The sequence below is a fragment of the Hyalangium gracile genome (assembly GCF_020103725.1).
GTDB classification, from domain to species: domain Bacteria; phylum Myxococcota; class Myxococcia; order Myxococcales; family Myxococcaceae; genus Hyalangium; species Hyalangium gracile.
This window is the reverse complement of record NZ_JAHXBG010000013.1, coordinates 282,730-308,236: the sequence shown is the minus strand read 5'-3', so window position 1 is coordinate 308,236 and position 25,507 is coordinate 282,730. Positions and strand designations below refer to the sequence as shown.

At 70.1% G+C, this 25,507-nt stretch carries 17 protein-coding genes and 1 pseudogene; 10 read left to right on the top strand and 8 right to left on the bottom strand.

Annotated features, from left to right (window positions below; genetic code table 11):
• Nucleotides 1-437 precede the first annotated feature (437 nt).
• Both KY572_RS26655 and KY572_RS26650 read left to right on the top strand, forming a co-directional pair.
• Nucleotides 438-764, top strand: a complete 327-nt coding sequence (locus tag KY572_RS26655; RefSeq protein WP_224245778.1) for a hypothetical protein — start codon at nt 438-440, stop codon at nt 762-764.
• A gap of 33 nt (nt 765-797) precedes the next feature.
• A complete protein-coding gene (locus KY572_RS26650; protein ID WP_224245777.1) occupies nt 798-2,081 on the top strand; it encodes an SGNH/GDSL hydrolase family protein in 1,284 nt (427 codons plus the stop codon).
• 24 nt (nt 2,082-2,105) lie between these two features.
• Here KY572_RS26650 and KY572_RS26645 read toward each other — a convergent pair whose 3' ends face one another.
• Nucleotides 2,106-3,965, bottom strand: a complete 1,860-nt coding sequence (locus KY572_RS26645; RefSeq protein ID WP_224245776.1) for a phospholipase D-like domain-containing protein — start codon at nt 3,963-3,965, stop codon at nt 2,106-2,108.
• A 130-nt stretch (nt 3,966-4,095) separates the two neighbouring features.
• Between KY572_RS26645 and KY572_RS26640 the strand changes: the two are divergent.
• Nucleotides 4,096-4,296 (top strand): annotated as a pseudogene (locus KY572_RS26640) (FAD-dependent monooxygenase); the annotation flags it as partial.
• Nucleotides 4,297-4,404: 108 nt separating this feature from the next.
• Here the strand turns inward: KY572_RS26640 and KY572_RS26635 are convergent.
• Nucleotides 4,405-5,571, bottom strand: coding sequence for a hypothetical protein (locus KY572_RS26635; RefSeq protein WP_224245775.1), 1,167 nt, complete (start codon nt 5,569-5,571; stop codon nt 4,405-4,407).
• 194 nt (nt 5,572-5,765) lie between these two features.
• Between KY572_RS26635 and KY572_RS26630 the strand changes: the two genes are divergently transcribed.
• Complete coding sequence (locus tag KY572_RS26630; RefSeq protein ID WP_224245774.1) at nt 5,766-7,172, top strand: FAD-binding oxidoreductase; 1,407 nt, start codon at nt 5,766-5,768, stop codon at nt 7,170-7,172.
• Here KY572_RS26630 and KY572_RS26625 read toward each other — a convergent pair.
• From KY572_RS26625 to KY572_RS26615, 3 genes are read right to left on the bottom strand one after another with little or no spacing between them, the layout of a single operon-like run.
• Entirely contained in the window at nt 7,162-8,163 is a 1,002-nt protein-coding gene (locus KY572_RS26625) for a serine/threonine-protein kinase (protein WP_224245773.1), read from the bottom strand. The two genes, KY572_RS26630 and KY572_RS26625, sit on opposite strands and share 11 nt — an antisense overlap.
• A 12-nt stretch (nt 8,164-8,175) precedes the next feature.
• On the bottom strand, nt 8,176-11,217 hold the full coding sequence (locus KY572_RS26620; RefSeq protein ID WP_224245772.1) for a serine/threonine-protein kinase: 3,042 nt from the start codon (nt 11,215-11,217) through the stop codon (nt 8,176-8,178).
• 45 nt (nt 11,218-11,262) lie between these two features.
• Nucleotides 11,263-13,344, bottom strand: coding sequence for a hypothetical protein (locus KY572_RS26615; protein WP_224245771.1), 2,082 nt, complete (start codon nt 13,342-13,344; stop codon nt 11,263-11,265).
• 270 nt (nt 13,345-13,614) lie between these two features.
• Here KY572_RS26615 and KY572_RS26610 point away from each other — a divergent pair, with 270 nt between their 5' ends.
• The gene (locus tag KY572_RS26610) at nt 13,615-14,892 is read left to right on the top strand and encodes a sigma 54-dependent Fis family transcriptional regulator (RefSeq protein WP_317987904.1); all 1,278 of its coding nucleotides are present in this window, start codon (nt 13,615-13,617) and stop codon (nt 14,890-14,892) included.
• A 194-nt stretch (nt 14,893-15,086) separates the two neighbouring features.
• Here KY572_RS26610 and KY572_RS26605 read toward each other — a convergent pair whose 3' ends face one another.
• A complete protein-coding gene (locus KY572_RS26605; RefSeq protein WP_224245769.1) occupies nt 15,087-15,572 on the bottom strand; it encodes a hypothetical protein in 486 nt (161 codons plus the stop codon).
• A gap of 309 nt (nt 15,573-15,881) precedes the next feature.
• On the opposite strand from KY572_RS26605, the gene KY572_RS26600 reads away from it, so the two are divergent.
• A complete protein-coding gene (locus tag KY572_RS26600; protein WP_224245768.1) occupies nt 15,882-16,841 on the top strand; it encodes a Circumsporozoite protein in 960 nt (319 codons plus the stop codon).
• A gap of 20 nt (nt 16,842-16,861) precedes the next feature.
• On the top strand, nt 16,862-18,031 hold the full coding sequence (locus KY572_RS26595) for a tetratricopeptide repeat protein (RefSeq protein WP_224245767.1): 1,170 nt from the start codon (nt 16,862-16,864) through the stop codon (nt 18,029-18,031).
• 75 nt (nt 18,032-18,106) lie between these two features.
• Here the strand turns inward: KY572_RS26595 and KY572_RS26590 are convergent, their stop codons facing one another.
• Nucleotides 18,107-19,852, bottom strand: coding sequence for a DUF4215 domain-containing protein (locus KY572_RS26590; RefSeq protein WP_407659999.1), 1,746 nt, complete (start codon nt 19,850-19,852; stop codon nt 18,107-18,109).
• 121 nt (nt 19,853-19,973) lie between these two features.
• Between KY572_RS26590 and KY572_RS26585 the strand changes: the two genes are divergently transcribed.
• The 3 genes from KY572_RS26585 to KY572_RS26575 are packed head-to-tail and all read left to right on the top strand — an operon-like array spanning nt 19,974 to nt 23,700.
• Complete coding sequence (locus KY572_RS26585; protein WP_224245765.1) at nt 19,974-20,537, top strand: hypothetical protein; 564 nt, start codon at nt 19,974-19,976, stop codon at nt 20,535-20,537.
• Nucleotides 20,534-22,408, top strand: coding sequence for a sulfatase-like hydrolase/transferase (locus tag KY572_RS26580; RefSeq protein WP_224245764.1), 1,875 nt, complete (start codon nt 20,534-20,536; stop codon nt 22,406-22,408). The genes KY572_RS26585 and KY572_RS26580 overlap by 4 nt, the downstream gene beginning before the upstream one ends.
• Entirely contained in the window at nt 22,405-23,700 is a 1,296-nt protein-coding gene (locus KY572_RS26575; protein ID WP_224245763.1) for an ATP-grasp domain-containing protein, read from the top strand. The genes KY572_RS26580 and KY572_RS26575 overlap by 4 nt, the downstream gene beginning before the upstream one ends.
• A gap of 4 nt (nt 23,701-23,704) precedes the next feature.
• On the opposite strand, the gene KY572_RS26570 is transcribed toward KY572_RS26575, so the two are convergent.
• Entirely contained in the window at nt 23,705-25,471 is a 1,767-nt protein-coding gene (locus KY572_RS26570) for a protein kinase domain-containing protein (protein ID WP_224245762.1), read from the bottom strand.
• Between the last annotated feature and the right edge of the window lie 36 nt (nt 25,472-25,507).

Sequence of the window (25,507 nt, the reverse complement as noted above, 5' to 3'; positions counted from 1 at the left end):
TCTCGATCATCTGGTTGGCCAGCACCGGCTGCAGCGCGCCCACGCCACGCAGCGCCTCCACCTCGTCTTCCTCGAGGTGGAACATCCGCACGAGCTTCGCGCGGCGCTCCTCCATCGACAGCTTGTGGAACCCTGCGAGCCTGGACGTCACGATGTCGGACATTGCGTTGTCTTCCCAAACTGCGAGTCGAATCCCGGCCGAGCCCGTCAGCTTCTCGGGCTCGCGCTCTCTTGTTTTGCTGCCGAAGCGTTGGATCTCCGGGCGGTTGCGCCCGCACTGCGCTCCAGATCCTGGTCCTGACATGTCAGCTGACACGCCGGCCGTCACTGACATGGCCGTACTGACTGGCGAGCTCTCTTCACGAGGTGGCGCTCCTTCTCGAGGTGTACGTGCGGCTGTGAAGGACTTCAGGTCCACTGCCGGCAAAGCACGAGGCGTGCCAGCGACCTGCCCGCCCAGGACGTGCCCTGGCTCCCTCGCTCCGGCACGGCAGCTCGATCGGGCCTGCCGGGACAGCGGCGCCAAGGTCCTCTACTGCACCCCCACGCACCACAACCCCACGGCGTCCGTGATGCCGCTCTCACGGCGCAAGGCCATCGTCGAGGTGGGCCCCGCGCACGGCGTCACCCTCATCGAGAATGGCGCGCTCGCTCCGCTCATCGCCGATGCCCCGCCCCCGCTGGCGGCGCTCGCGCCCACGGACCTGGAGGCACTCGCCCTCTCCGATGGACGAGGCCCCGCCGGTGTCGGAGCGAGAGAGTAAGCAGGCCTCCCATTTCCTGGAGGTCCCGCGTCCATGCCGTCTCTCTCGAATCGCCCGCCTCTCCCCCTGGGGACTCCCACGCGCCACGGAGCCCTCGTGGCGCTGCTGGCGGGCCTGCTCACCGTATGCCTCGGCTGCGGAGCCCGCCCCACCCCCTCCAACTGGCATGGGGCCTGGGGCACCGCACCGCAGGACTACAACGAGCCGTTCCTGGGGCCGACCCCGCCGCTCTCCTTCAACAATCAGACGATCCGGCAGGTGCTGCGCACCTCGCTCGGCGGCAAGGAGGTGCGCGTGCGCTTCAGCAACGTGTTCGGCAAGCAGCCACTCCAGATTGACGGCGCGAGCATCGCTCGGGTGCAGAGTGGCTCCAGCATTGCGGCTGGCTCCGCGACCGGGCTCCGGTTCAACGGGCAGCCCTCCGTGACGATCCCCCCGGGCGAGGAGCTCTGGACTGACGCCGCGCCGCTCACCGTGGAGGCCGGGAGTGAGCTGGCGGTGAGCCTGTTCTTTGCCTCGGACACTCCCGTGTCCACCCAGCACAGCATGGCCATGCGGGACACCTACGTGGTCTCCGGCAATGCGTTGAGCGCCGACACCCTCTCCAATCCCGAGACGCGCCCCTCGTACTTCTTCACCACGGGCCTCGATGTCCTGAACACCGCGGGGCCCCGCGTGGTGGTGGCGTTCGGCGACTCCATCACGGACGGGGCCGGGACCACACCAGGGGCCGAGCGCCGCTGGACGGACTTCCTGGCCCGCCGCCTGGAGGCGCAAGCGAAGGCGGGCACGGTGGGCGTGGTGAACAAGGGCATCGGCGGTGGGCGGATTCTCAATGATGGCATCGGCCCCAAGGGCATCGACCGCTTCGAGCGTGACGTGCTGGAGACGAGCGGCGTCACCCATGTCGTCATCCTCCTGGGCATCAACGACATCGGCATGGCGAGCTTCATCCCCAGCCAGGCCGTGAGCGTGGAGCAGATGACCCAGGGCTTCCAGTCGATGATCGACCAGGCTCACGCCCAGGGCATCAAGGTGCTCGCCGCTACGCTGCTCCCCTTCAAGGGCGCCAACCCCATGGGGGCGCCCTACTATTCGGAGGAGATGGAGCCCAAGCGGCAGGCCTTCAACACCTGGATCCGCGGCAACACGTCGCTCGATGGGGTGATCGACTTCGATGCGGCCCTGAGGGACCCGGCCGACCCCCTGTCGCTCCTGCCGGCCTATGACAGCGGCGATCGCCTGCACCCGAACGATGCAGGCCACGAGGCCATGGCGAAGGAGGTGGAGCTCCGCCTGAATGAGGCCAGGCCCTGAACGCAGGGTAGAGCCATGGCGCGGCTACGGTGTCGTACGTGTCGACACCGAGCCGCTGTACGCCACTCCCTGCATGGGCTCCAGCCCGCTGAACGACAGGCTCAGGCTACCTCCCGTCAGGGTGCCCGTCAGAGGAGCGGTATCGCGAGTCCACCCCGGCAGCTGTCCCGAGATGGTCCCCTGGAAGATGCCTCCGGTCGCGATGGTGCCGGTGATGTCCACGGAGACCGTGAGCCCAAAGCTCGAGCACGTCGTATGTCCGGAGACGGTGGCGATCTGATCGTGCTCCACGTCGTGGAAGTCGAGCGTCAGATCGAAGTCATTGGCGCAGGCCGCGGGGCCGAAGGGAGTCCATGCCAGACCCGAGATGCGCGCGGGATGAGCCAGCGAGTCGCAGTCCGCGTAGTTGCTCTGCACCACGGCATTCCTCGATCGGTCCCAGATCGGCTGGACCACCCGGTCGATGACTTCATCCGCGAGATCGTCATTGATGCCGGGCTGCGTGTCGACGAAGAAGCCAAACTCCTTGAGCTCCGGCGATGCGACGGTGCCCTTGAAGCCCGAGGGGTACAGGTTCTGCGAGCCGACATAGAAGCTGCGATCGAGCATGTAGAACTTGGCATGGGACTGGGGACGCGCACCCGCGCGGCTGTCCGTATACGGCGCGACGCGGAACATGCAGTGGCCGATGCCCTTCTGAATGCCGGTCATGTTGAGCGCCTGGAACCGCGCATCGAGGGTGTTCTCGATGTTCTGCCAGTTGGTGGTGTCCAGCGGATGTTGCACGGCATCGCCCCAGACGAACTTGACGTCCACCCCGGCCTGGATGCGGTCCGCGATCTTCTCGACCAGGTACGGCGAGAAGGTCTGGTTGTAGACGCTGAGCCCCACCAGCCCGGGGTTGAGGAAGAAGCTCGACTTGCTCGCCGCATCCATGCCGGCCAGCAGAGCGTCGTCGGCCTCGGTGTTGAGCCCGGAATCGAGACGGCCTCGCCGAAGCGCGATCACGTTCGCGACCCGGTAGGGGTGCGACGCGGACACCGCCAGCACGGGAGGCACGGGGATGACCTCGCACAGAGGGGAGCCGCTGGGCCTGCACTGCGAGCCCCACTGCGTCCAGATGATGTCGAACCAGTGCTGGGCATGACCCGCCGTGCGGCCCGCGAGATGGATGGCCATCTCCTGCTGGATGGTCTCGACACTGCTCGCGAGCACTTCGACCCCATCACGAATGCTCACCTTGGAGTGATTCCAGCCCAGCAGCTGGCCGTCACTCCGAGTGACAGCCACCTTGACGTTCCAGTTGGCCGGGTCGCTGCCCGCGATACTCGCCAGGGGAGCCGTGAGCTCGTTGTAGATGAAGGTCGGATCCGCGTCGTGGCTGCCGTAATAGAACCGCACCACGGGCTTCATGCCGTCGGGCACGGGCGCGCCGACCCGGACTCCCACGTTGTGGTGGAGCTGGGCGAGCCCCGCGGCGAAGCCGTATTCGTTGCTGTAGTAGAGCGCCGCGTGCGAGAAGCTACTCTCCGTCGCTTCGAGCTGGGCTCGGGCGACCTGGAGGAAGTCCTGCATCGTGTCGTCGACATCGTCGATGTTGTAGAGCCAGTGCTCGGGCACGCCCATGCACGTGGTCAGCAACCCCGACTCACCGTTCACGGCCACTCCGACGGGCGACAGCGGCACGGAGGCTCCGTCACAGTACTGGTCGAGGGCCTGCTCACGGGACAGCGTGCTCGGCGCCAATAGCTTCTCGTCACTCGAGCTGGGGCTGCAGCCTCCACCCAGGAGCGAGGACACGAGGAGCGCGGAGAGAGGGAGCCGCCGGGCCTCGCGAGGCAGGACACCGCGGAGAAAGAGCATCAAGGGAGCAGTCAGGGACATTCACTCAGAGTAAAGCGCGCCGTGACGGGACAGCAAGCTTCGCGGCCTCGGAGCCAGGCGAGGAGCCGCGGCGCCCGGCCATGCACCGGGCAGGTGTCGTCCCGAGGATGCGCTTGAACATGGTGTCTCCCAGCGGGAGACCGAGCTGCTGCTCGAGGAGAAGGCCCGCGAGCTGGGAGTGGATCTGCGGCGCGGACATGAGGTCCGGGAGCTGCGACAGGATGCGGACGGGGTGGAGCTCGCCGGCGTGGCCGATGAACAGCCCTTCCGTTGCCGGGCGCGCTACGTGGTCGGCGCGGATGGGGCGCGCAGCATCGTCCGGCGTGAATGAGCGGGGCTGCGCCGCGATTGTCCCCCTCGGCTCCGGGGCCTACCGCGTCATCGTCATCGATCCCGAGCGAACCCGGGTTCCTCTCAAGGAGGAAAAGGGGTTACAGCCTCACCCCCTCAGCAAGGCCGCTCGCGCCTGTTCCAGATCCTCGTACAGACAGTCCTTGGAAACTCCCGCCTCCTCCAGGTGCCGCGCAGCCGGTGCACTCACCCGCCACACCGTGCGCCCGGTACGCGCGTGGAACCGCGCGAAGAGCGGGTGAAGCAAGGTGCCCATCCCCTCCAGGTTCGACAGGTCCATCACAATGGGTTCGCCCGGCCTCACCCCAGCGAAGAGCGAGCGGAGCGCCTCCGCGTGAGTGGATGACAGCATCCCGAAGAGCCGGATGCGCCGGGGCGTCTCCTCGAACACCTTCGCGGGCAGGACGTCCTCGACGTACATGTGCAGCTGCTCCAGGTACTCCACGGTGCCGGACTCCCGAGCCACGTCCATGGCCAGCCGGAAGAGCGCACCCACGAAGCCGTGCTGCCTGGGGGCTTTGTCCGGCCTGGGGCTCCAGGCGAAGAACCGGTGGTTGCCTCGCGCTTCCTGGACGAGGCACTCCAGGCTGATTCCATCCAGGCCCAGCGTCGATACATCTGGGATGCTCAGCGGCTCCAGGGCGGTGACTTCCTCGAGGAACCGCAGCCCTCGCGCACTGGGAACGTCCACGGTCTCCCTGCTCGAGTTCCCGCGGGCGATGGACACGGCCCCTCCCTCTGGGCCGAACGTCGCGAGGATGAAGCCCCGCTCGTGAAACGAGGGAGAGAGCCGGACGCAGTAGCCGGCCGTCCCCGAGCCAGGCCGAGGCAGCCTCACCTGGGGCCTGTCCGAGCCTCTCGCCCCTACCTCCACCTGGAAGCCGCGATCCTCCGCGTCCTGGCGAATCTGCCGCATCGAAGGCTCGGACAGCTCGTCGACCGTCCACCCCGAGGCGCTTCCCAGGAACTCGCGCACCTCGGCAATGGACTGCCGACGAAAGCCGGGGACGAACTGCCTCAGGAGCGCTGCCTCCTTCAGGCTGACAGTCTCACCACTCCATCGAATGCGGAGCTGCCAGAGCGCGGGGTAGTCATCCCAGAAGCTCGGGCCGGTCGCGGGAATCCGCCTCTCGTAGTCACACGAGAGGCAGGAAAAGGAGATTCCTCCTCCGTGGGGCTCCCACTCCAGCCGGGTGTCACCGATGAGGCCCCCACAGCGGGGACAGCTCGAATCCTTCTCGGGAGTTGTTAGCACGGCGCCCTCTGAGCATGTCCCCCGCGTCAGGAGCTCGCGGGCGGTGTCCTATGAGCGGGTTCGCAGCATGCCTGTGAAGCCGCTCACAGCCTCTCTCATCATCACTCGATACCGTCCCAACCGCTTGATGCCAGGAGGCTCATCCTCCCCGGGCGCCTTGATTCCCCCCTCCCCCGCCGCAAGGAGCACCGAACATGCCTCAAGACTGGGATTGGTCATGCCTCACCGGCAAGGTCGTGCTGCCTGGCAACCCGAGCTACAACAGCGACAGGACCAACTACAACACCCGCTTCACCCGCGCTCCCTCCGCCCTCGTCTTCTGCCAGAACGTCGAGGATGTGCAGAACGCCGTCAAGTGCGTCCGCGCTCGTGGCATCCCCTTCCGGGTCCGCAGCGGACGCCACAGCTATGAAGAGCTCTCCCTCATGGATGAGGGGCTGATCATCGACATCAGCAGTCTGACGGCGGCCACCATCGACCCCGCGACGGACACCGCCCGGGTGGGAGCCGGTCTGAGCCAGCAGGCCATGTGGAACCTGCTGGGAGAGACCCAGAAGTACGCCTTTCCCCTGGGCACCATGGGCGGCGTCGGTATCGCGGGCGTGCTGCAGGGCGGCGGCATCGGCATGATCACCCGGGCCTTCGGTCTGGCCATCGACCAGGTCCTCAGCATCCAGATGGTGACCGCCTCCGGCGATGTCGTGGAGGCCAACGCCACCTCGAACACCGACCTGTTCTGGGCGCTCCGCGGCGGTGGCGGCGGCAACTTCGGCATCGTCACCGCCTTCACGCTTCAGCTCGTCCGCATTCCCAAGCTGGCCATCTACGCTCTGAGCTGGCCCGCGTCTCGATTCCCATCCGTGATGAGCTACTGGCAGCACCATGCCCCCACCCTGAGAGATCGCCGCCTGACCAGCCAGCTCACGTTCTCCTCCGATGGCTCGTTGCACTCCGAGGGCGTCTACCTGGGCGACCCCGAAGAGCTCCGTGAGCTCCTGCTGCCCTGGCTCGCCAGCTGCCCGCCCCCTCACCCCATCCGAATCGAGTCGCTGTCCTGGTTCATGTCCACCGTGTACTTCAACAGCTTCGACAATCAGTGCGATCACCCGTTCAAGACCACCGGCGCCTTCGTCTACCAACCCCTGCCCGACGCGGCGCTCGCCTCCATCCAGAAGGCCATCACCTCCGCGCCCCCGCGCGTCAGCTGCGACATCTGGATGCAGAGCTTCGGCGGCGCCATGGCTGACGTCCCCTCCTCCGCCACCGCCTTCTCCCACCGTCAGGCCCGGTTCATCCTCGAGCTCGGCGGCACCTGGCAGGACCCGAACGACATGGACGCCGGCCAGAACGCCGTCCAGTGGACCCGTGCTCTGCGCACGACGCTCCGCGAGTACACCGAGGGCTCCTACGTCAACTTCGCCGATCTGGACCTGGGCAGCCGCTCCTCGGGCAACTTCGACTACCTGGGCATGTACTACGGCGACAACGTCGCCAGGCTGCGGACCATCAAGAGCACCTGGGACCCGAGCAACCTGTTCCACTTCGAGCAGTCGATCCCGCCCCAGGCTCCCACGCGGGCCCGGCTCACCGTCAGCGGGTGAGCGCGAACCCCAGTGCTCCCAGGAGGGCGCTCGCGAGCAGCACCACCCCGAGCGTCCTCCGCCCCCAGCGGGCCCGTCGAGGTGAAGGCCCCACCGTGCGCGGAGGAGGCTTGGGTGAGAGAGTTCCCGTCGTCGTCGCGCCCGCAGGGCCCTCCTTCCGTGGCGGCTCCGTGGTGAGCAGCGCGGCAACGAGCGCCCCGGCCCGTGCCGCGTCGAAGCCGGCTCGGGAGGCCAGGGGTGCCAGGGCCTCCCGCAGCGCCTGGGCCGTTGGTGGCCGTGCCTCCTCCTCGGGAGCCATGGCCCAGCGCGCCAGTGCCTCCACCTCCGCGTCGGGCTCGCTGGCGGTGGACAGCTCGGACAGCAGCACTCCCGCCGCGTAGATGTCCGCTCGCGCATGAGGCGGCCTGCCCGCGAGCACCTCTGGAGCCACGTAGGCCCGCTTCCCCAGGCGCGGCGCTTCCGTGGAGGCGGCCAGGGGACGCGTCAGCCCGAAGTCCACCACCTTGAGCGCTCCCGAGGTCGTCACCAGCACGTTGTCGGCGGACACGTCCCCATGGGCCAGGCCCGCTGGCTCCCCCTGCTCCGTGGTGAGGGTATGGGCGTAGTGGAGCGCCTCGCAGACGAGCCCCACGGCATGGGCCGCGAACCCCACAGGCAGCCGCCTGCCGCAGGCCCGCGAGCGCTCGAGCACCCAGCGCAGGCTGGGGCCCGGCACGTGCTCCATCACCAGCAGCAGGCTGCCCTCGGCCTCCTCCAGGCCATGGGTGCGGACGATGGCGGCATGCCTCAGGCGCAGGGACTGCTCGGCCTCCCGCCGCAGCAATTCCACGAACCGGGGCGAGGCGGACAGGTGGGGCAGCACCATCTTCACCGCCACCGTGGCGCCCTGGCCCGCCGGAGCCACCTCTCGCGCCAGCCACACCTCGCCCATGCCGCCAGCGCCCAGCCGGGTGTGCAGGAAGAAGCGCCCTCGTCGGAAGCCCGCCGTCACTCGGTGGAGATGCTAGTGAGGAGCCGGCCGACGGACAACGCCGGAGTCCGCGGCTCCCAGGAAGCCCTCCACGTCCGAGCGCAGCAGCTTCGCCCCGGCGGCAACGTACGTGTCCCGGGCCTGACGGGCCAGGGCCCGAGCCTCGGCGTCCGCGGGCCCGAGCGCCTGCGCCAGCGCGAAGCGCGCCTCCGCCACGTGCAGCACGCGCTGGGGCCGCAGCATCCTCAGCCGCAGCGCCTCCCGCAGCAGCTCCAGCCCCTCCGCGCGGCGCGACTGCTTCAGCCGCACCTGCCCCAGCACCAGCTTGTGCCCGGCATGCTCGGCGCTCTCCGGGGGATACCCCACGTTCTCCTCGGTCCGCCGCACCAGCTGCTCCGCCTCCTCGAGGCGTCCCTGGGCCAACGCCACGCGCGCCAGCATCTCCAGGGACGGGACGAGCTCCGTGTGCACGGGGCCGTTCTGCGCCTCCGCCGACTCCCGGGCCCGCTCGGCCGCGGCGCGCGCCTGGCTCACCCGTCCGTGACGCAGGTGAAGGCGCGCGATCCCCACCAACGGAGGGGACATCTTGCTGTTGAGCCCCCACGGCTCGGCGGCCTTCAGCGAGCGCTGGTAATGCTCCAGGGCGGCCTGCTCATCCCCCTGCTCCTCGAACATCTCCCCCACACCGCACAGCTCCATGATGAGCGAGGGGTGATCCTTGCCCTGGATCGACTCGAGCCGCGCCAGCGCCGTGCGGCCCGTGGCCAGCGCCTCCGCCCCGCGCCCCAGCTGCCGCTGGATGTCCGCCACCCCGAGCAGCACCACGGCCGACATGTGGTGCATCGGGCCGTAGACGTGCTCGAAGATCTCCAGGGCGCGCCGCAGGTGCAGCAGGGAGCGCTCCAGCTCGCCCAGGTTGTACAGAGCGGTGGACATGTTCCAGTGCGCGCGCGCGGTGAGCGGGTGGCGGGGATCCTGGCTTCGCTCGATGATGGCCAGCGCCTTCTCCTGAGCCTCGAGCTCGGCCTCGTGTTGCAGCAGATCCCGCTGGAGCTGGCCGATGGTGGCCCACACCACCGCCACGTCGGGATGATCCGGCCCCAGGGCCCCGAGCCGCAGCTCCAGGGCGCGCCGGGCCAGCACCAGCGCCTCCTGCTGCCGGTTGCGGATGAAGGTGGCGATGAGCACCAGCGGATCGGCCAGGACCGGATCCTCGGGCCCATGGAGCTGCTCGAGCAGCCGGAAGGCGCGCCATGTCAGCTCGACGGCCTCCGAGTAGCGGTTGGTCTGGGCGAGCATGCTGGCGCGCCGGGTGAGCAGCCGCGCTTCGATGCGCGGATCCCCCCCGAGCCGGCGCAGCGTGGCCTCTCCATGGCGGAACCACTCCTCGGCGCGGCTGTGCTCCCCCTTGTTCCACGTCCACTGGGAGAGCGCGATGGCGACCTCCGCCGACACCTTGTCCAGCCGTGAAGCCTCCGCGGCATAGCGGGCCTCCAGCAGCCGGGCCTCGGCATCCGGCTCGCCCGCGGCCATCGCGAGGTGCCCCAGCATGGCCAGGGCCTCGGCGTGCGTGGGGGCATGGCCCACCTCCCGGGCCTCGAGCTCCAGGCTTCGGGCGAGCGCGGCGCCGTCGACATAGCGGCCGGCGTCCAGCAGCGCCTTGGCCTGGCCGAGCCGCTGGAGCACCGCGTCCACCCTGGCGCGGGTGGGCGCGTCCGCGGGCGCTGGCACCTGCTGGAGCAGCGCGGCGTTGTCCGCGCACCCCTCCAGGCGGGTGAGGGAACGCACGGCGGTGGGCGCGCGAGCCACCACCTCGCGGTCCGCGCGCGAGAGCACCTCCACCAGCGCGCCCAGCTCGCCGAGCCGGCGCTCCAGGCAGGCCATGCGCAGCGCGAGCACGGGCTCGGGCTGCTCGTGCCGCTCGCGCGTGGCCAGGCAGGCCTCGGTGGACATGTGGCTCCAGTCGCGGGAGTAGGCGTCCAGCGCCTCCCGGACGGTGCTCGACACCTTGGCCGCGAAGGGCTCCTGGGTCGCCAGGAAGGCCCGCTCGAGCTGCTCCGCCTGAGGCGCTCCCCAGACGCGCTGGACGCGAGCGGGAGCGCCCGTGCACGCCTGCGCCTCACGCAGCACCTGCGCGGACACCAGCACGCCCACGGCGCCCACGACGCCCACCGCCAGGAAGACGCCCAGCCTCCTGCGGTACCGGCTCGAGGCCTGCTCGAGCAGGGCCACCCAGTCCTGCATCGAGTCGAAGCGCTCGGCGGGTGCGAAGGACAGCCCTCGCAGGAGCGCGCGGCGCACGCTCCCGGGCACTCGCGGGCCGTTGGAGGGCCAGCCAGGCCGCGCCGTCGGCTCCGCCTTGCCGGGCGCAAACGGCAGCTCCCCCGTCAGCGCCTCCCACAGCGCCACGCAGAAGGCGTACTGATCCGAGCGCGCGTCCGCCGCCTCGCCTCGCCACTGCTCGGGCGACATATACGCCGGGGTGCCGAGCAGGCGCCCATCCACCGTCACCCGGGAGTGCAGCGGCAGCCCCTGCGCCTGCACCGCCTCGGCGACCGGGCGGGCCAGGCCAAAGTCCATCACCCGCACGCGCCCGTCGGCGCCCACCAGCACGTTCTCGGGCTTGAAGTCCCGGTGCACCAGCCCGGCGCCATGCGCGGCCAGCAGCCCTCGCGCCGCCTGGAGGTACACGGAGAGCACCTGCTGCCAGGTGCGCGGTGCCTGCTCCCGCCACTCTCGCGCGTCACACCCCTCGACGAGCTCCATGGCCACGAAGAGGCGGTCAGCCACCACCCCCACGTCGAAGACGGGCACCACGTGGGGGTGGCTCAGGCGCGCCATGGCCTGGGCCTCGCGCTGGAGCCGGGACTGGCCCTCTGCGGCCGCGCGCGGATCCTCCGGACGCGCGCGCAGCAGCTTCACCGCCACCTTCCTGTCCAGCTCCGGATCATACGCGGCGTACACCACGCCCATGCCGCCAGCGCCCAGCCGCTCGAGCAGGACGTAGCGGCCGAGCGAGGTTCCTCTCGGGAAGGAGGGCTCGGAAAGCCCGGGCTGCTCGAGGGAGGTGGCCACGCTCGCTCCTCATTCTACCCGGACCGAGCGTGCAGGTAGCCACCGTCAGGGGTTGGCGCGGACCTCCACCGTGCCGGGTAGTGGCGCGTTGTTGAACTCGCGCAGCTTGTACAAGTCGTAGAGGTTGTTGTTGTTGGCGCCTGTGTCGACCAGGGCGTAGTTGACGTCCTCCGGCGTCTCGGAGTTCGCCAGGGCAATCACCATGGGCGGGACTTCGCGGTCGCCTCCCTCCTTCCAGACCTCCGGGCGGCCCGTGGCGTTGTCGCAGTAGTCGCGGGCGATCTGCCGCAGGGCCATGGCATCCTGCTCGGTCAGGGACAGCTGCGCGTCCTGGGTGCCGGCCGCCGGCTCCACCAGCTCTCCCTTGGGGGTGAAGCTGTCCTGGAGCACGCGCGCCGTCTCCGCCTCCGTCTGGCTCACCAGGTAGTGCGTCTTGAGCGAGCCGGCCACGGGCTCGCCCTGGGCATCGAAGCCCTTCTCGAGCTGGAGCGTCCGGTTGGAGTTCCTCACCGTCGCCAGGCTCGTCGAGGTGCCGTCACCCTTCACCGTCAGCCGCTGATCCACGCCGTACTCCGCCAGCGTACCGCCGGCCTTCCACGAGAGCCCGAGCGCCTTGATGCCCGCCTCGGCCTCCACGGAGGTGGCATAGTGCGACTCGTAGACGGTGGTCTGATCCTTCACGACGTTGCCGGAGGCCGGAGGCACCTGACCGGTGGCCAGGAAGTGCTGGTAGACGGCCTTGCCCGAAGGCTGGTTCAGGTCCACGGTGACGGACTTGTACTCGCCGCCCGTCAGGGAGCGGGTGTTGCCCAGCTTGCCGCCCGCCTCGACCAGGCCCAAGCCATCGCCGAAGTAGAGGCCCGCGGCCATCTGGTGCTTCACGCCCTCCGTGGGGCCGGAGGTGAGGCGGACCTGGTTGTCGGGCAGGCGCTCCACCAGGGTGGAGCGGCCAGCAATATCCGAGCTGCCGGCCTCGAGGCGCGGCCCCCCCGAGAAGGAGGGCTTTCCGAAGTTGAGGGGCGACGAGCTCATCTCGTTCTCCCCCTCGATCTTCATCACCTCGAGGTTGAGCTCGATGGCCGAGCCCCGGAGCTCCTCCTCGTTGATGAGCGCGGTGGAGCCCACCGGCAGCGAGCGCGGATCGGTGATGTCGGGCACCCGGCCCTCGCTCTGGTAGGCCTTCGCCTGATCGGCGGGCAGCGAGAAGGTGTAGCGCAGCGCCTTGCTCTCCGTCTGGGACACCTTGCCGCTCACGGCGCCGGCCTTCCCGCCCACGCTCAGACTGGCGCCCATCTCGTGGGAGACCTGGAAGATGGCCAGCTGCGCCATGCTCCCCGCCTGCGTCTTCTCCGAGACGTCCGAGGAGTACTGGCTCGTGAGCGTGAGCTGGATGTTGGGATCGTACTTCTGCTTCACGTCCTTCACGCGCTCCAGCTTCTCCAGGCGCGAGGGGATCGGAGCCTTGCCGGTGGCATCCACGCCCACGGCCTCCGGCCCCGAGGGAACTGCCGGCAGCGCGTTCACGGGGCTGGAGCGCTCCGTCTCCTGGAGCCGCCGCTCACGGGCGGCCTCGAGCTTGTCCTGGGGCGTGAGCGGCTTCGGCGGCTCGGGGTTCTTCGTCGGCTGGGGCTGCTTGGACTTGAGATCGAGCGAGGGCCCGAACGGCGTGGGCGGCCCGCTCGCGATGACGAAGGTGTCCGTGGGCTTGCGCGGCTGCAGCTTCTTCACGGCGGTGGCGGCCTTGGCCGTGCTCGCGGCGGCGGCGAGCGAGGAGCCCGTGGCGGCGCCCGCGGAGGCCTTCGCCTTCTTCAGCAGCTCGGTCTGCCGCGCGGTGGGCTTGCCCTTCCCCACCGCCTTCTGCACGGCGGCGGCGGCGCGCTCCGCGGCGGCGACGGCGTTCCGCGCGGCCTTCGCGGCGTCCTCGGCGAACTTCGCGGCCTTGGCCTGCAGCTCCTGCGCCTTCTGGGCGTCCCGGGCCTGCGCGGCCTGGGCAGCGGCCTCGGCGGCCTTGCGCGCGGCCTCGGCGGCGGCCTCCGCGGCGCGACGGGCTTCGTCCGCCGCGCTGCTCACTGGATCCGACCCTCCAGTGGCCTGGGTCTGCTGAGTGTCCTTGACGTCTGAGATCACGGAGTGCTCCTTACGCGTGTGGATTCGCCGCCACCGTGACACGCCGCGCTGACGCCGGGCATCGGACGGCCCACCGATGAGACGGCGAGTCCTCACCTGCGCCTGAGGGGGTGTGACTGGCTGTCCACAGGTCCCCGCGTGCGCTGGCGGCGCCTGCTCCGGTGATCAGCGAGGGCGTGTGGTAGCGTCAGGTGGGTGTCAGGGCAACCCCCGTCCATCACTGATCAGCTCACCCCCGTGAGCCTCCAGCCTGGCCGATGGAGGCTGCGGGTGATCTCCGGACCGAGCGCGGGCGCGACGCTGATCCTGGAGCGCGGAACCTACCGTGTAGGCAAGGAGAGCGGCAACGAGCTGCGGCTCGAGGACTCCGCCGTCTCGCGGACCCACCTGCTGGTGGAGGTGCTGTCGGAGGGAGTGCGCGCCACGGACAATGGCTCGCGCAACGGCAGCTTCTGCGACGGCCTGCGCTTCCAGTCGCTGGAGCTTCGGCCTGGCTCGGTGGTGCGCATCGGGCGCAGCGAGCTGCTGCTCGAGCCGCTCGACGGGGGGGCCTCGCCGCTGATGCCCCTGCCCCAGACGCGCTGGCAGTCGCTGCTCGGGCGCAGCCTGGCGATGCGGCAGCTGTTCGCGCTGCTGGAGCGCATCGCCGCCACGCGGAGCGACGTGCTGCTCCAGGGAGAGACGGGCACCGGCAAGGAGCTGTGCGCCGAGTCCCTGCACCGGGCCAGCCCCCGCGCCACGGGGCCCTTCGTCGTCTGCGAGCTTGCGGGAAAGCCGTCGGCGCGCATCGAGGTGGAGCTCTTCGGACAGGTGGAGGGGGCCTTCGACGGCTCCGCGCCCGGACACACGGGCGCCTGCGAGCGGGCCCAGGGCGGGACGCTCTTCCTGGATGAGATCTGCGAGCTGCCCCTGGACTTCCAGCCCCGGCTGCTGCGGTTCCTGGAGCGCCGCCAGTTCAAGAAGGCCGGCGAGGACGAGTACCGCGAGGTGGACGTGCGCGTGGTGGCCTCGAGCCAGCGCGAGCTGGTGCGCGAGGTGGCGGAGGGCCGGTTCCGGCAGGATCTCTACCACCGCCTCGCCGGCGTGGAGGTACGGCTGCCGCCGCTGCGCGAGCGGCGCGAGGATGTGTCCCTGCTCATCGACGACGCGCTCACGCAGCGGGGCCAGCCGCCTTCCCTCGTCTCGGAGCAGACGCGCGCCTTGCTGGTGGCCTACGACTGGCCGGGCAACGTGCGCGAGCTGCGGCGCGTGGTGGAGCGCGTGGTGGACCTGGGCGCCTCGGAGGCCCTGTCGCGACTGCCCGGGGCCGTCGAGTCCTCTCCGGCCCGGACGGGCTCCACGGCCGAGCCGCTGGCGACCGCGGCGGACGAGCCATTCAAGGAGGCTCGCGAGCGCATCCTGAATGCCTTCGAGCGGGACTATGTCGCCGCGCTGCTCGAGCGCCACGGCCACAATGTCTCGGCCGCGGCCCGCGGCGCGGGCATCGATCGCGCCTACCTGCACCGGCTCATCAAGCGGCACCGGCTCGGGGAGAGCGGGCAGCCGTGAGCGCGTGGCCTCCCGCCTCGACGCGCTGAACCCGCTGCCGCACGCGGTCCCCGCGTCCCACCGCCTCCCGTGCAGGTGCCCGTGTCGGGCGAGAGCGCCACCCACTGGTATGCTTGTCATACCAGTGGGCGGCGCGAGTGGAAGGCGGCCGGGCCAGCCTCAAGTGGCCCGCCGTCCGCCGGGAGCGCGTTGGCTCAGCGAGACACCATCGACTCAGTCACCACCTTCAGCGCCACCAGGTCGTCGCCCTCCTCCAGGCCCTCGAAGCGCTCGATGGTGATGAGCTGCGCGGCCTGGGCGGCCGTCGAGTCACCCGAGAGGATGGCCTCACCGAGCTGCACCACCGAGGCGATGAGCTGCGCAGAGCCGTCGGTCGGCTTCAGGACCACCTTCAGCTTGTCGGCGACGGAGAACACGCCCTCCATGCCACCCACCGTGGCCACCTCGTGGAAGGCCAGGGTGAAGGCGCTGGCCACCTTGTCCTTGCAGTTCGACGCGCTGCCGCAGTACGGCGTGCCGTCGCCGCAGCAGCCGCACTCCGCATAGCTGTTGCTCGAGTTACAGCTGCCCTTGTTGCAGCTCGCCTTGCAGCCGCGGGCCCCCACGGCCTCGGCCGTCGGCGCTCCCAGAACCACGAGCCCCGCGCACAGCACCGCCAGTTTGATCGCTCGAGAAGTCATGTCCATGTCTCCGGTGTAATTGGGGCCAGATGCCGCCGGAGTGTGGACTGAGCAACGCTCGTGCCGAGGCCGCCGCCGCGTGCCTCCGCTCGGAGCTCCCTCGAAACGGCAGGGCCCTCGCCTCGAGCCTGTAGCCAGCGAAGTCACAGCCGCTTCGGCAGCGGTAGCGCCTCGAGCTACACCTCATGCTCCTCAGGGCCTGGCACTCTCTTTCTCGAAAATCGAGGGGACGGACGCAACTCGGATTTTCAGGGTGCGATAATTCAAGCAAAGGTGCCCAATCCGGGGCCATTTCTACCGAGACTGCCCATGTCCACCTCTCCTCGCATTGGCTCGCCCCGCCTTCCTCCCCCTCCTCCCCCCCCGCCCCCGGTTCGGCGTGAGCCCCCCGCGCAGCCCTCGGCCTCGCAGCCGCGCGTCACCACCTCCGCCTCCGCCCAGGGCGGCGTGGACCAGCCGACGCGCAACCTGCTGAGCGGCCAGTCCTCCTTCGAGGCCGGCGGCTCGCGCGCCGAGGTGACGGGGCAGGGTCCCGGCGGCGTGCAGACCAACGCCTACGTCCAGGGCCCCTCGCTGGAGGCCAACGCCTCCGTGGACGCGGACATCGGCCTGGACGGCATCGACGTGAGCCTGCAGGTGGACATCGACGCCACGGCCGTGGAGGCCGGCGCGGGCGCCACCAAGACGGTCGAGTTCGAGATCGCCGGCGAGCAGTACGCGGTGGAGCTCGACCTGGAGGCCATGGGCAAGATTGGCGCCGACGGCCACTTGAACCTGGATCTGCACGTGGGCACCGATGGCAACCTCTCCATCAACGCCTCGGCCAACGGCTTCGCGGGCGCCCAGGCCAGCCTCACCGGCTCCATCGAGCTGACGCACGAGGGTGACACTCTGGCCTCCGGCAGCATCACCGCCAGCGCCAGCGCGGGCGTGAGCGGCGATGCGCACGCCAACATCGGCCTGAACGGCGGCAACCTCGAGTTCGACGTGGGCGTCGAGGCCACCGCGGGGCTGGGGCTGGGTGTGGAGGTGGAGGGGACGATCAACCCGGGCAACATCCTGGAGGCGGTGGGCGAGACGGCGGCGGCGGCCGGCGGTGAGGTGCTCGAGAACGTGGCCGAGGGCGCCATCAACGCGGGCGGCGCGGTGGTGGACGCGGCCGGCGAGGTGTTCTCCGACGCGGTGGAGGGCCTGGGCGACCTGGCCAACGGCGTCAAGGAGGGCGTCGAGGGCGCGGTGGGCACGGTGGGCGGCTGGCTCGGACTGTAGAGAGTCGATAGAAGAGGCCCATGGCCGTCTCCAAGCTGGCAGCCTCCGCGGCGCGTCTCATGAAGCAGGGGCTCCTCAAGGAGGCGGCCCGTGAGTTCGAGAGCGCCCTCAAGCAGGACCCCAAGGACGCCAGCGCCCTGCTCGGGCTGGCGCGCCTGAGGCTGGCGCAGGAGGACGAGGACGCGGCTCGCACCGTGCTCCGCCGCCTGCTGGAGCTTCACCCCACGCACCCCGAAGCGCTCAGTCACCTGGCGCGGCTCGAGGCCCAGGAGGGCAACGAGCGTGCGCTGGGGCTGTTGCGGGAGCTGGCCTCCCGCCCCAAGCCGGGCTTCTTCGAGGTGCTCAACCACGGCAGGGCCCTGCTGCACGCCGAGCAGCACGAGGCCGCCACCGCCGAGCTGGAGCGGGCCCTGCGCCTGCAGCCCGGCAACCCGCAGGTGCTCACCTACCTGGGCATGGCGCTGCAGGGGCGCAAGCAGCTGGACGCGGCGCTCAAGCGCTACCAGGAGGCCGCCGCCGCCACGCGGACCGAGCACCTGCCGCTGCTGCTGGCCTCGCGCGTCCAGGTGCTGCAGGGGCAGGTGGGCGCCGCGCTCGCCACCCTGCGCCAGGCCATCCTCCGGGCTCCCCGGGAGCCGAGCCTCTACCGCGAGTTCGCCTCGCTGTGCCTCTTCGCGGGGGCGCCCGATGCCGCGGCCCGGGCCGCCATCGAGCTGCGCCTGCAGCTGCCCGAGAGCGCGGACGCGGCGTACCTGCACGGCCTGGCGATGTTCGTGGCGGGCAAGGACGACGACGCCGAGCGCATCCTCCGCGAGGCGCTCCAGAAGGCGACGGGCTCTCCGGACGTGCGGCTGGCGCTGGCCAAGGTGCTGAGAAGGAAGGGGAACGACGCCGAGGCCCAGCGCCTGCTCGAGGAGGCCGTGGCCCTGGCGCCCGGCGAGCCGGGGCCCGCGAATGATCTCGCGGTGCTGCTCATGTCCCGCCCGAGCGGCAAGGCCGCGGCGCGCGCCGTGCTGGAGAAGGCCCTGGCGGCGCAGCCGGAGGATCCGGGACTGCACCTCAACCTGGCGCTCGCGCTGGCGGACAGCGAGCCGAAGCGGGCACGCACCCACGCGCAGAAGGCCCAGGCCAGCAAGGACACCCGCATCCGCGAGCAGGCGGACCGGCTGATGGCGGCGCTCGCCCAGTAGCGCCCCCTCCCCCGCCGCCGAGCCCACGGGAGGAGCCGCTCACCGAGCCGGCCCCCTCCCTAGGTGGAACACCCGTCAGCCGAAGATGATCTGGCAGACGTTGCTGCAGGCGTCGTTGTTGTTGGTGTTGCCGTCGTCGCAGTCCTCGCCACCCGCCGGCTGGACGACGCCGTCACCGCAGCGCGGCCCGTAGATGCAGCCCGGAGCGCACTGGCCGTAGCCACCGGTGTTCGTCCCGTTGTCGCACTGCTCGGGCTCCTGGACGACGCCGTCGCCGCAGGTGTTCTTGCACTCGGTGCGGCGGGTGACGAAGTTGGTCAACGTGAGCTTGTACGAGGACTCGGTGGTGTGGCGCTCGGCCTGGAAGACGACGGCCTCGTAGACCTTGCCCACCGTGAGGTTGAGATCCGGCCGCTCCCACAGCTTGACGGTGCCCGTCTGGGCCGAGTGGAGGCCACCGAGATCCACGGCCAGCTTCTTGTTGATGAAGACCCAGACGTCATCATCGCCGATGAACTCCAGCACCTCGGTGCCCTTGTACTCGAACCAGTAGCGCACCTCGCTGGTGAAGCTGAAGTTGTGGTTGTTGGTGAGGAGCCTCTCGTGACCGGAGGCCACCCACCCGTGGTTGTCGAGCGGGAAGAACGCCGCGTTGTAGAACTGGTAGGCGCCGCTCTGCTGCTGCCGGTCCAGCCGCAGCGTCGTGACGATGGTCTTGTTCACGTTCTGCGTGTCCCGGTACCACTGGTCGAAGTAGGCCTTGCCGTGCGTGGTGCTGTTCGGGACGTCCGTCACCGCGTACACCGGCTTGCCGTCCGCGCCGAGCGTCGTCTGGACGATGCCCTTCTCACCGTTGCCCGTCTTGTCGTTGAAGTCCGGGTGGATGAGGTTGGTGCCGTTGATCTGGCTGTCCTTGCCGATGAAGTCCCGGTACACCACGGGGATCTCGATGAAGGACGGCGGCTGCTCCTCGATGGTCCGGCAGCTGAAGCCCGGCTCGTACTTGCACTGGGGCGAGCAGCCATCGTTGGGGCGCAGGTTGCCGTCGTCGCACTCCTCCGTGGTGTCGCCGGGCAGGATCACCCCGTCTCCGCACACCGCCGTGCAGTTGCCGTTGTTGCAGTTGGGCTCACGCACGCACAGCGGCGAGCAGCCATCGCCCATGTTGTTGTTGCCGTCGTCGCACTGCTCGGTCCCCTCCACCTTCCTGTCGCCGCAGGTGGTGGTGACACAGGGCGAGCCGGGGGTCTCGCACTTGTAGCCGCGCTCCAGGCGGCAGACGGCGCTGCACCCGTCATTGCCGGCAGGCGGGTTGTCCCCGTCCTCGCAGTCCTCGTCACCGGCGATGATGCCGTCGCCACACCTGGCGGCATTGCAGCGGCCTCCGCCGGGCGGACACGTCCAGCCCGCCTCGATGGTGCACGTCGCGCTGCAGCCGTCGTTGGAGGTGGTGTTGCGATCGTCACACGCCTCCGTCGACCCGGTGCGTCCGTCACCGCACACGTTGCGGATGCACGATGCGCCCGCCGTGTCACAGAACCAGCCGGACTCGATGGCCTTGCAGTCCGCCGCGCAGCCGTCGCCGCCGCTCTTGTTGCCGTCATCACAGGCCTCGCCAGCCTGGATCGTCCGGTCGCCACAGCCCAGGTTGGTGGGCCCTCCATCCGGGCCTCCGTCCGGCCCACCATTCGTGCCGCCATCCGTGCCGCCCGGGTCCAGGTGGGGGCCGTCCGGAGGGTCTCCCACGCAACCCGTCAGGCTGAAGAAGAGTGAGGCCAGGAGCAACGTCGAGAGCGAAGAGCGGGTGGACATTCCAGGCATGGTGCGATGGTGAAAGTTCGCAGCAGCCGAGTCAATCAACTCCTGACACTTGCACTCGGGTGGATCAGCTCGCGGCGCTACTCACCTGCTCGCTCTCCAGGCTGCTCCCTATGATGCACTCGTGCATACCCCGGGGCATGCCGTCATCAACCTGGCCATCTTGTCTGGCGCCGTCACGCCCGAGCACACACTGCCCATCGTCGCGGGGGCCATCCTCCCGGACGTTCCCATCGTCGTGCTCTACCTGCGCGAGCACTACCTGCGCGGCCTGCCGGAAGAGCGCATCTGGAGCGAGAGCTACCAGCGCCCCTTCTGGCTCAACCTCATCCATGGAGCGCACTCCATTCCGCTGACGCTGCTGGGCACACTCGTCGGCGTGGCCACGGGCTCCAGTCTGGTGGCAATCTTCTTCGGAAGCATGCTTCTGCATGCGCTGGGGGATCTGCCCGTCCACGCGGTGGACGCGCACCGACACTTCCTCCCCTTCAGCCACTACCGCTTCATCAGCCCCATCTCGTACTGGGATCCGCGCTACCACGGACGCAAGGTGGCGCTCGTGGAGGCGCTGCTGGTCGCGGGGGCCACGGCCTGGCTGTGGCGGGACAGCTCGCTGACTGCTCGGCTGCTCCTCTCGGCCGTCCTCGCCTGGTACGCCTTCTCCTACTGGAAGGCCTTCCTCCGATGAGCGGGCTGGCGCGGCTGTGCACCCATTGGCTGGAGCTGACGCTGGCGGGAGCGGCCTGCGTGGCCCTGATCAAAGCCGTGAAGTACCGGGGCTTCTCGGTCGATGCGGCGATCGATCTGGAGGATCTCGCGTGGGTGGCGGGGCTGGAGCTGGTGCTCGTGCTGCCCGCGAGCCTGGGCCCGGCGGGCGCCGTCGTGGGGCTGCTGGGGGGAGCGCTCCTGTACTTCGCGCTCTGGCTCGACGCGCTCCTCTTCCGCATCTTCACCATCGAGCTGGGCCCTGGAGGCGTGCGCAGCGTCATCCTCTCGGTGCTGTACCGGGAGCTGGCGGAGCTGTCCTTCGCGCGCCGCTTCTTCGCCACCCATCGGCTCTTCGCGGCGCTGCCGGCGGTGGCGGCGCTCGCCCATGCCGGGCTGTTCCTGGGAGCCGAGAGCCCTGCACGGCTGGGGCTCACCCTGGGGCTCTGCGTGTACTTCGTCGCCGCCGCGTGGGTGTGCACGGCCGCTCGGGCACGGCACCGGGCGCTCATGGCCTGTGGCGCCCTGCTGCTGGTGGGCGCGGCCGTGCCCTTCCTGCCTGGCGCGGAGGTGCCCGCCGCGGCCTCGGTGCTGGGGCTGCTGGCGTTGAGCTACCCGGTGCAGGCCTGGCGCGGGAGGAGCACGGGCCCTTCGGGCGTCCGGCACTTCCTCTTCGAGCGTCTCCGCCCGAGCCGCCCAGGCTTCCAGCCTCGCCCGGAGCACGCGCACCTCCTCGCCTCCGAGCCCCGCCCGCCCCGGCCGAGCGCCGCCCATGGGCTGCTGCGCGGACGGGACGTCGTGCTCCTCACCTTCGAGTCCGTGGGGCGGCTCCACCTCCACGCCACCGCTGCCGGCGGCGCGCACACCCCGTTCTTCCAGGGGCCGCTGCCCGGAGCGCTCCGCTCGCGCCACCACGCGTGCCTGTCGCCCACCACCAACAACGCCCACATCGCGCTGTATGCGAGCCGCTACACCGAGGCCGCGGGCTTCTCGGGGCTGCGCGCGCTGCGCGAGGCGGGCTATCAGACCGCCTACCTCACCACCGCGCGCACCGCGGACTATGAGCTGCGCGCCATCCTGGACAAGGCGGGCTTCCAGCACGTCATCGACCGGCCGCTGCTGGCCCCCGAGCAGACGGGGCTGCTGTCGGACCACCTGCTCCTGTCCCAGGGGCTGGAGCAGCTCGGGAAGGCCTGGCGCGGCGGGAGCGGACCGCGCTTCCTGCACGTCCACGCCACCCACACCCACGTGCCCTATCGCGTCATTGACCCGGAGCGCTTCCGCCGCTTCGACTCCACGGAGGACTACGGGCGCTTCCTCAACGCCATCGAGGAGGAGGATGCCCTGTTCGGCGCCCTGCTCGAGGGGCTGCGGCAGCGAGGCCTGGTGACGGAGCCCCTCGTCGTCGTCAGCAGCGACCATGGACAGGCCTTCGGCCGCCTGGGCTACCACTCGCACGGCAGCGCCATCACCCGGGACGAGCTGGATGTCCCTCTCCTCTTCCACCACCCGGAGCTCGCACCTCGTGAGGTGCCCTTCTCCTCGCACTTCGACGTCCTGCCTACCGTGCTCGATCTGCTCGGGCTGGCCCATGGAGAGCCCGTCTTCGGCGACTCGCTGCTGCACGACGACCGGAGGCCCGAGCTGCTCGTCTGGGCGGGCCACCCCTCGCGCGGCACCACCTCGCACTACGGCGTGCTCCTCCAGGGAGAGAAGCTGATGGTGGATCTGGTGCTCGACCGCTGCCTGCGCATGGACTGGAACGACGAGCACGTCGAGGAGCTCACCGGCGCGGAGAAGCGCTACGCGGTGGAGCTGGCCTCCCACCTGATGAACCTGCGAGGCATCACATGATGGCTCCGGCCCCTCTCCCCTCCGAGCGCCCTCGCGTGCTCGTCGTCTGCCCCGGGCCATGGGACAAGGAGACGCTCGGCGCGCGCTTCCACGAGCGCTTCGAGCTGCTCTTCCATGGCGAGAAGCTCGTCGAGCAGCCGTCACTGGTGGCGGGCCTGCGCTTCGACGTGTCGCGCTGGGTGGAGCAGGCCGTGGAGACGTACCGCGACGCGGGCCTGAGCGGCATCCTGGGCACGGGCGACTACCCGGGCTGCATGTTCGCCGCGCTGGTGGGAGAGCGGCTCGGGCTGCCCGTTCCGCCCCCCGCCGCGGTGGTGCTCCTGAGCCACAAGTACTACAGCCGGCGGCTCCAGCAGCAGTCCGTGCCGGAGGCGACGCCAGACTTCGAGCCCATCAACCCCTTCTCCGGACCGCCGCGGCTGCGCCGGCTGGCCTATCCGTTCTTCCTCAAGCCGGTGAAGGGCACCATGTCCATCCGCGCGCAGATGGTGCATGGCCCCGAGGACTTCCGCCGCGCCGTGCGCTTCTCCTGGCGCGAGCGCATCGAGAAGTCCCTGCTGCTGCGGCCCTTCCAGCAGCTCTTGCGGCGCTACACCGACGGGCAGGTCCCCGCCTACTGGTTCATCGGCGAGGCCCCCCTGGCGGGCACGCAGGTGACGGTGGATGGCTTCGTCGAGCGCGGCAGGCCGGTGGTGATGGGCATCGTCGACTCGGTGATGTACCCGGGCACCATCAGCTTCCAGCGCTTCGAGTACCCCTCGCACCTGCCCGACAGCGTCCAGGCCCGCATGCGGGACATCGCCGTGCGCCTGATGCGGGCCTCGGGGTTCGACCATGCCTGCTTCAACATCGAGATGTTCCACGACACGCAGCGCGACACCGTCTCCGTCATCGAGGTGAACCCGCGCATGTCCTACCAATTCGCGGACCTCTACGAGCGCGTGGACGGGATGAACACCTACGAGGCGCAGCTCGCGCTGGCCACGGGCCAGCCGGTGCCATGGCAGCCGGGCTCCGGGAGGGACAGGGTCGCCGCCAGCTTCGTCCTGCGGCGCTTCAGCGATGCCCGCGTCCTCCGCGTCCCGTCCGAGGCGCAGCTCGCGGCGGTGAAGGAGCGCTTCCCGGGCACCATCATCAAGGTGCTGTGCACCGCGGGCGAGCGGCTCTCGGCGCTGGACCAGGACGTGGGCAGCTTCCGCTACGGCATCGTCAACCTGGGCGCGCCGACGCGTGAGGAGCTCTTCGCCCGCTACCAGCAGGTGGAGGAGATGCTCGCGTTCGAGTTCGGCTGACGGCTCACAGGCGCAGCTTCTTGGAGGTGACCTGCCCGGCCCAGATCTCCACCTCGATGACGGTGGAGATGTTCTTCTCCTCGTTGACGAGCTTGAGCTGATGCCGGCCCGCGGGCAGCGGGTGGTTGATGAGCGGGGTGTCCCCAAGCTGCCGCCCGCGCAGGAAGACGCGCGTCCAGGGCGTGGTGTTCAGGGTCAGCCGCCCCATCGCCGCCTTCTTCGCCGTCTTGGACGCGCCAGCGCCCTGCGCGTCGCCAGCCGGCGCCTCCGGAGGGGTCGTCTCCGGAGCTGGTGCCTCAGGAACCAGCGCGAGCACCACCATGGCCCGCTCGCCCGGGTGGGCCAGCTTGACCTGACGCTCCGCCGACTTCCGCCCCTCCAGCGTGGCCGTCACGGTGTGCTCGCCCAGGGCCAGCGTGTCGAGCGTCACGGGCGAGCGCCCGACGTCCTTGCCATTCACCCGCAGCGCGGCTCCCGGCGGATCCGTCTCGATGGTGAGCACCGGCGGGGCTGGGAGCGAGGGCGCGGGTGGGGTGGCTCCCTGAACGACCGACTCCACTGGCGCCGGACGCAGGGCGTAGATGACCCCGGCCGCCAGGGCGAGCACCAGCACCGCGGCCGCCGCCAGCAACGACCGCGGTAGCCCTCGAGCCGGCTGCCCCTGCTGCGTCTTCTCCTCGGGAACCCCACCCTCCGGCATGGACTCCGTGGTGGGCTTGCGCAGCACCCGACGCGCGCTCGAGGGAGTGAAATCCCCGGAGCGTGCCGCCTCGAGCAGCCGGGTGCGCTCCTGGATGCGCGAGCCGAACACCTCGGACATGTAGCTGGCCAGCTCGGCCGAGCCCGGAGCATCCGGCTGGGTGCGCAGCCAGTCCTCCAGCGCGCTCTGGAAGTGACGCGCGGTGGGGTAGCGCTGGTCGCGATCACGCGCGAGCGCCTTCTCGATGATGCGGCTGAGGGGCTCCGGGACGTCGGGGTTGCGCTCGTGCGCCAGGGGAATCGGATCGTCGCTGGCCACCGCCTGCAGCGCCGCGAGCGGCTCGGGGAACTGGAAGAGGCGCCTGCGCGTCACCAGCTCGAAGAGGATGATCCCCAGGCTGAAGATGTCGCTGCGCCCATCCAGCGTCTGCCCCCGCGCCTGCTCGGGCGACATGTAGGACGTCTTGCCCTTGACCTGGCCGGCCAGCGTCTGGCTCTCGCGGTTGGCGGCCTTGGCGATGCCGAAGTCCACCACCTTCACCACCCCGTCATAGGTGATGAGCAGGTTCTGCGGAGACACATCCCGGTGGACGATGCCCAGCAGGGCCCCGTCCGGCCCCTTCTTGGCGTGCGCGTAGGCCAGGCCCTCGGCGACATCCGCGATGATGCGAACCGCGTAGGGGATGGGCAGCGGCTTGCCCTGCCGCAGGCCCACCCGAGCCACGGTGGAGACGTCCTCGCCCGGCAGGTACTCCATGGCGATGTAGAACGCCCCCGCCTCCTCCCCCAGATCGAAGATCTGGACGATGTGCGGGTGGTTGAGCTGCGCGGCGATGCGGGCCTCGTCCAGGAACATCTTCACGAACTCGGGGTCCGTGCCCAGCCCGTCGAGGATGCGCTTGATGACGATGAACTTCTCGAAGCCCTGGGGCCCCAGCTGGCGGGCGAGCCAGATCTCGGCCATGCCACCGATGGCGAGCCGCGACAGCAGGTGGTAGCGGCCCACGTCCAGCCCCTGCTCCCAGGCGGCAGGGACATCCGAGAAGAGCTGGCGTGGGGGTGGGGTGCTCACAGGCCCACTTTCTTCATCCCTCCGGGGCACTGTCAA

Bases quoted from the DNA above. Each gene is read 5' to 3' on its own strand.
- KY572_RS26580 (WP_224245764.1), top strand. From the start codon at position 20,534: ATGAGCGGGCTGGCGCGGCTGTGCACCCATTGGCTGGAGCTGACGCTG.
- KY572_RS26645 (WP_224245776.1), bottom strand. From the start codon at position 3,965: ATGTCCCTGACTGCTCCCTTGATGCTCTTTCTCCGCGGTGTCCTGCCT.
- KY572_RS26605 (WP_224245769.1), bottom strand. From the start codon at position 15,572: ATGACTTCTCGAGCGATCAAACTGGCGGTGCTGTGCGCGGGGCTCGTG.
- KY572_RS26590 (WP_407659999.1), bottom strand. From the start codon at position 19,852: ATGCCTGGAATGTCCACCCGCTCTTCGCTCTCGACGTTGCTCCTGGCC.
- KY572_RS26595 (WP_224245767.1), top strand. From the start codon at position 16,862: ATGGCCGTCTCCAAGCTGGCAGCCTCCGCGGCGCGTCTCATGAAGCAG.
- KY572_RS26630 (WP_224245774.1), top strand. From the start codon at position 5,766: ATGCCTCAAGACTGGGATTGGTCATGCCTCACCGGCAAGGTCGTGCTG.
- KY572_RS26575 (WP_224245763.1), top strand. From the start codon at position 22,405: ATGATGGCTCCGGCCCCTCTCCCCTCCGAGCGCCCTCGCGTGCTCGTC.
- KY572_RS26600 (WP_224245768.1), top strand. From the start codon at position 15,882: ATGTCCACCTCTCCTCGCATTGGCTCGCCCCGCCTTCCTCCCCCTCCT.
- KY572_RS26650 (WP_224245777.1), top strand. From the start codon at position 798: ATGCCGTCTCTCTCGAATCGCCCGCCTCTCCCCCTGGGGACTCCCACG.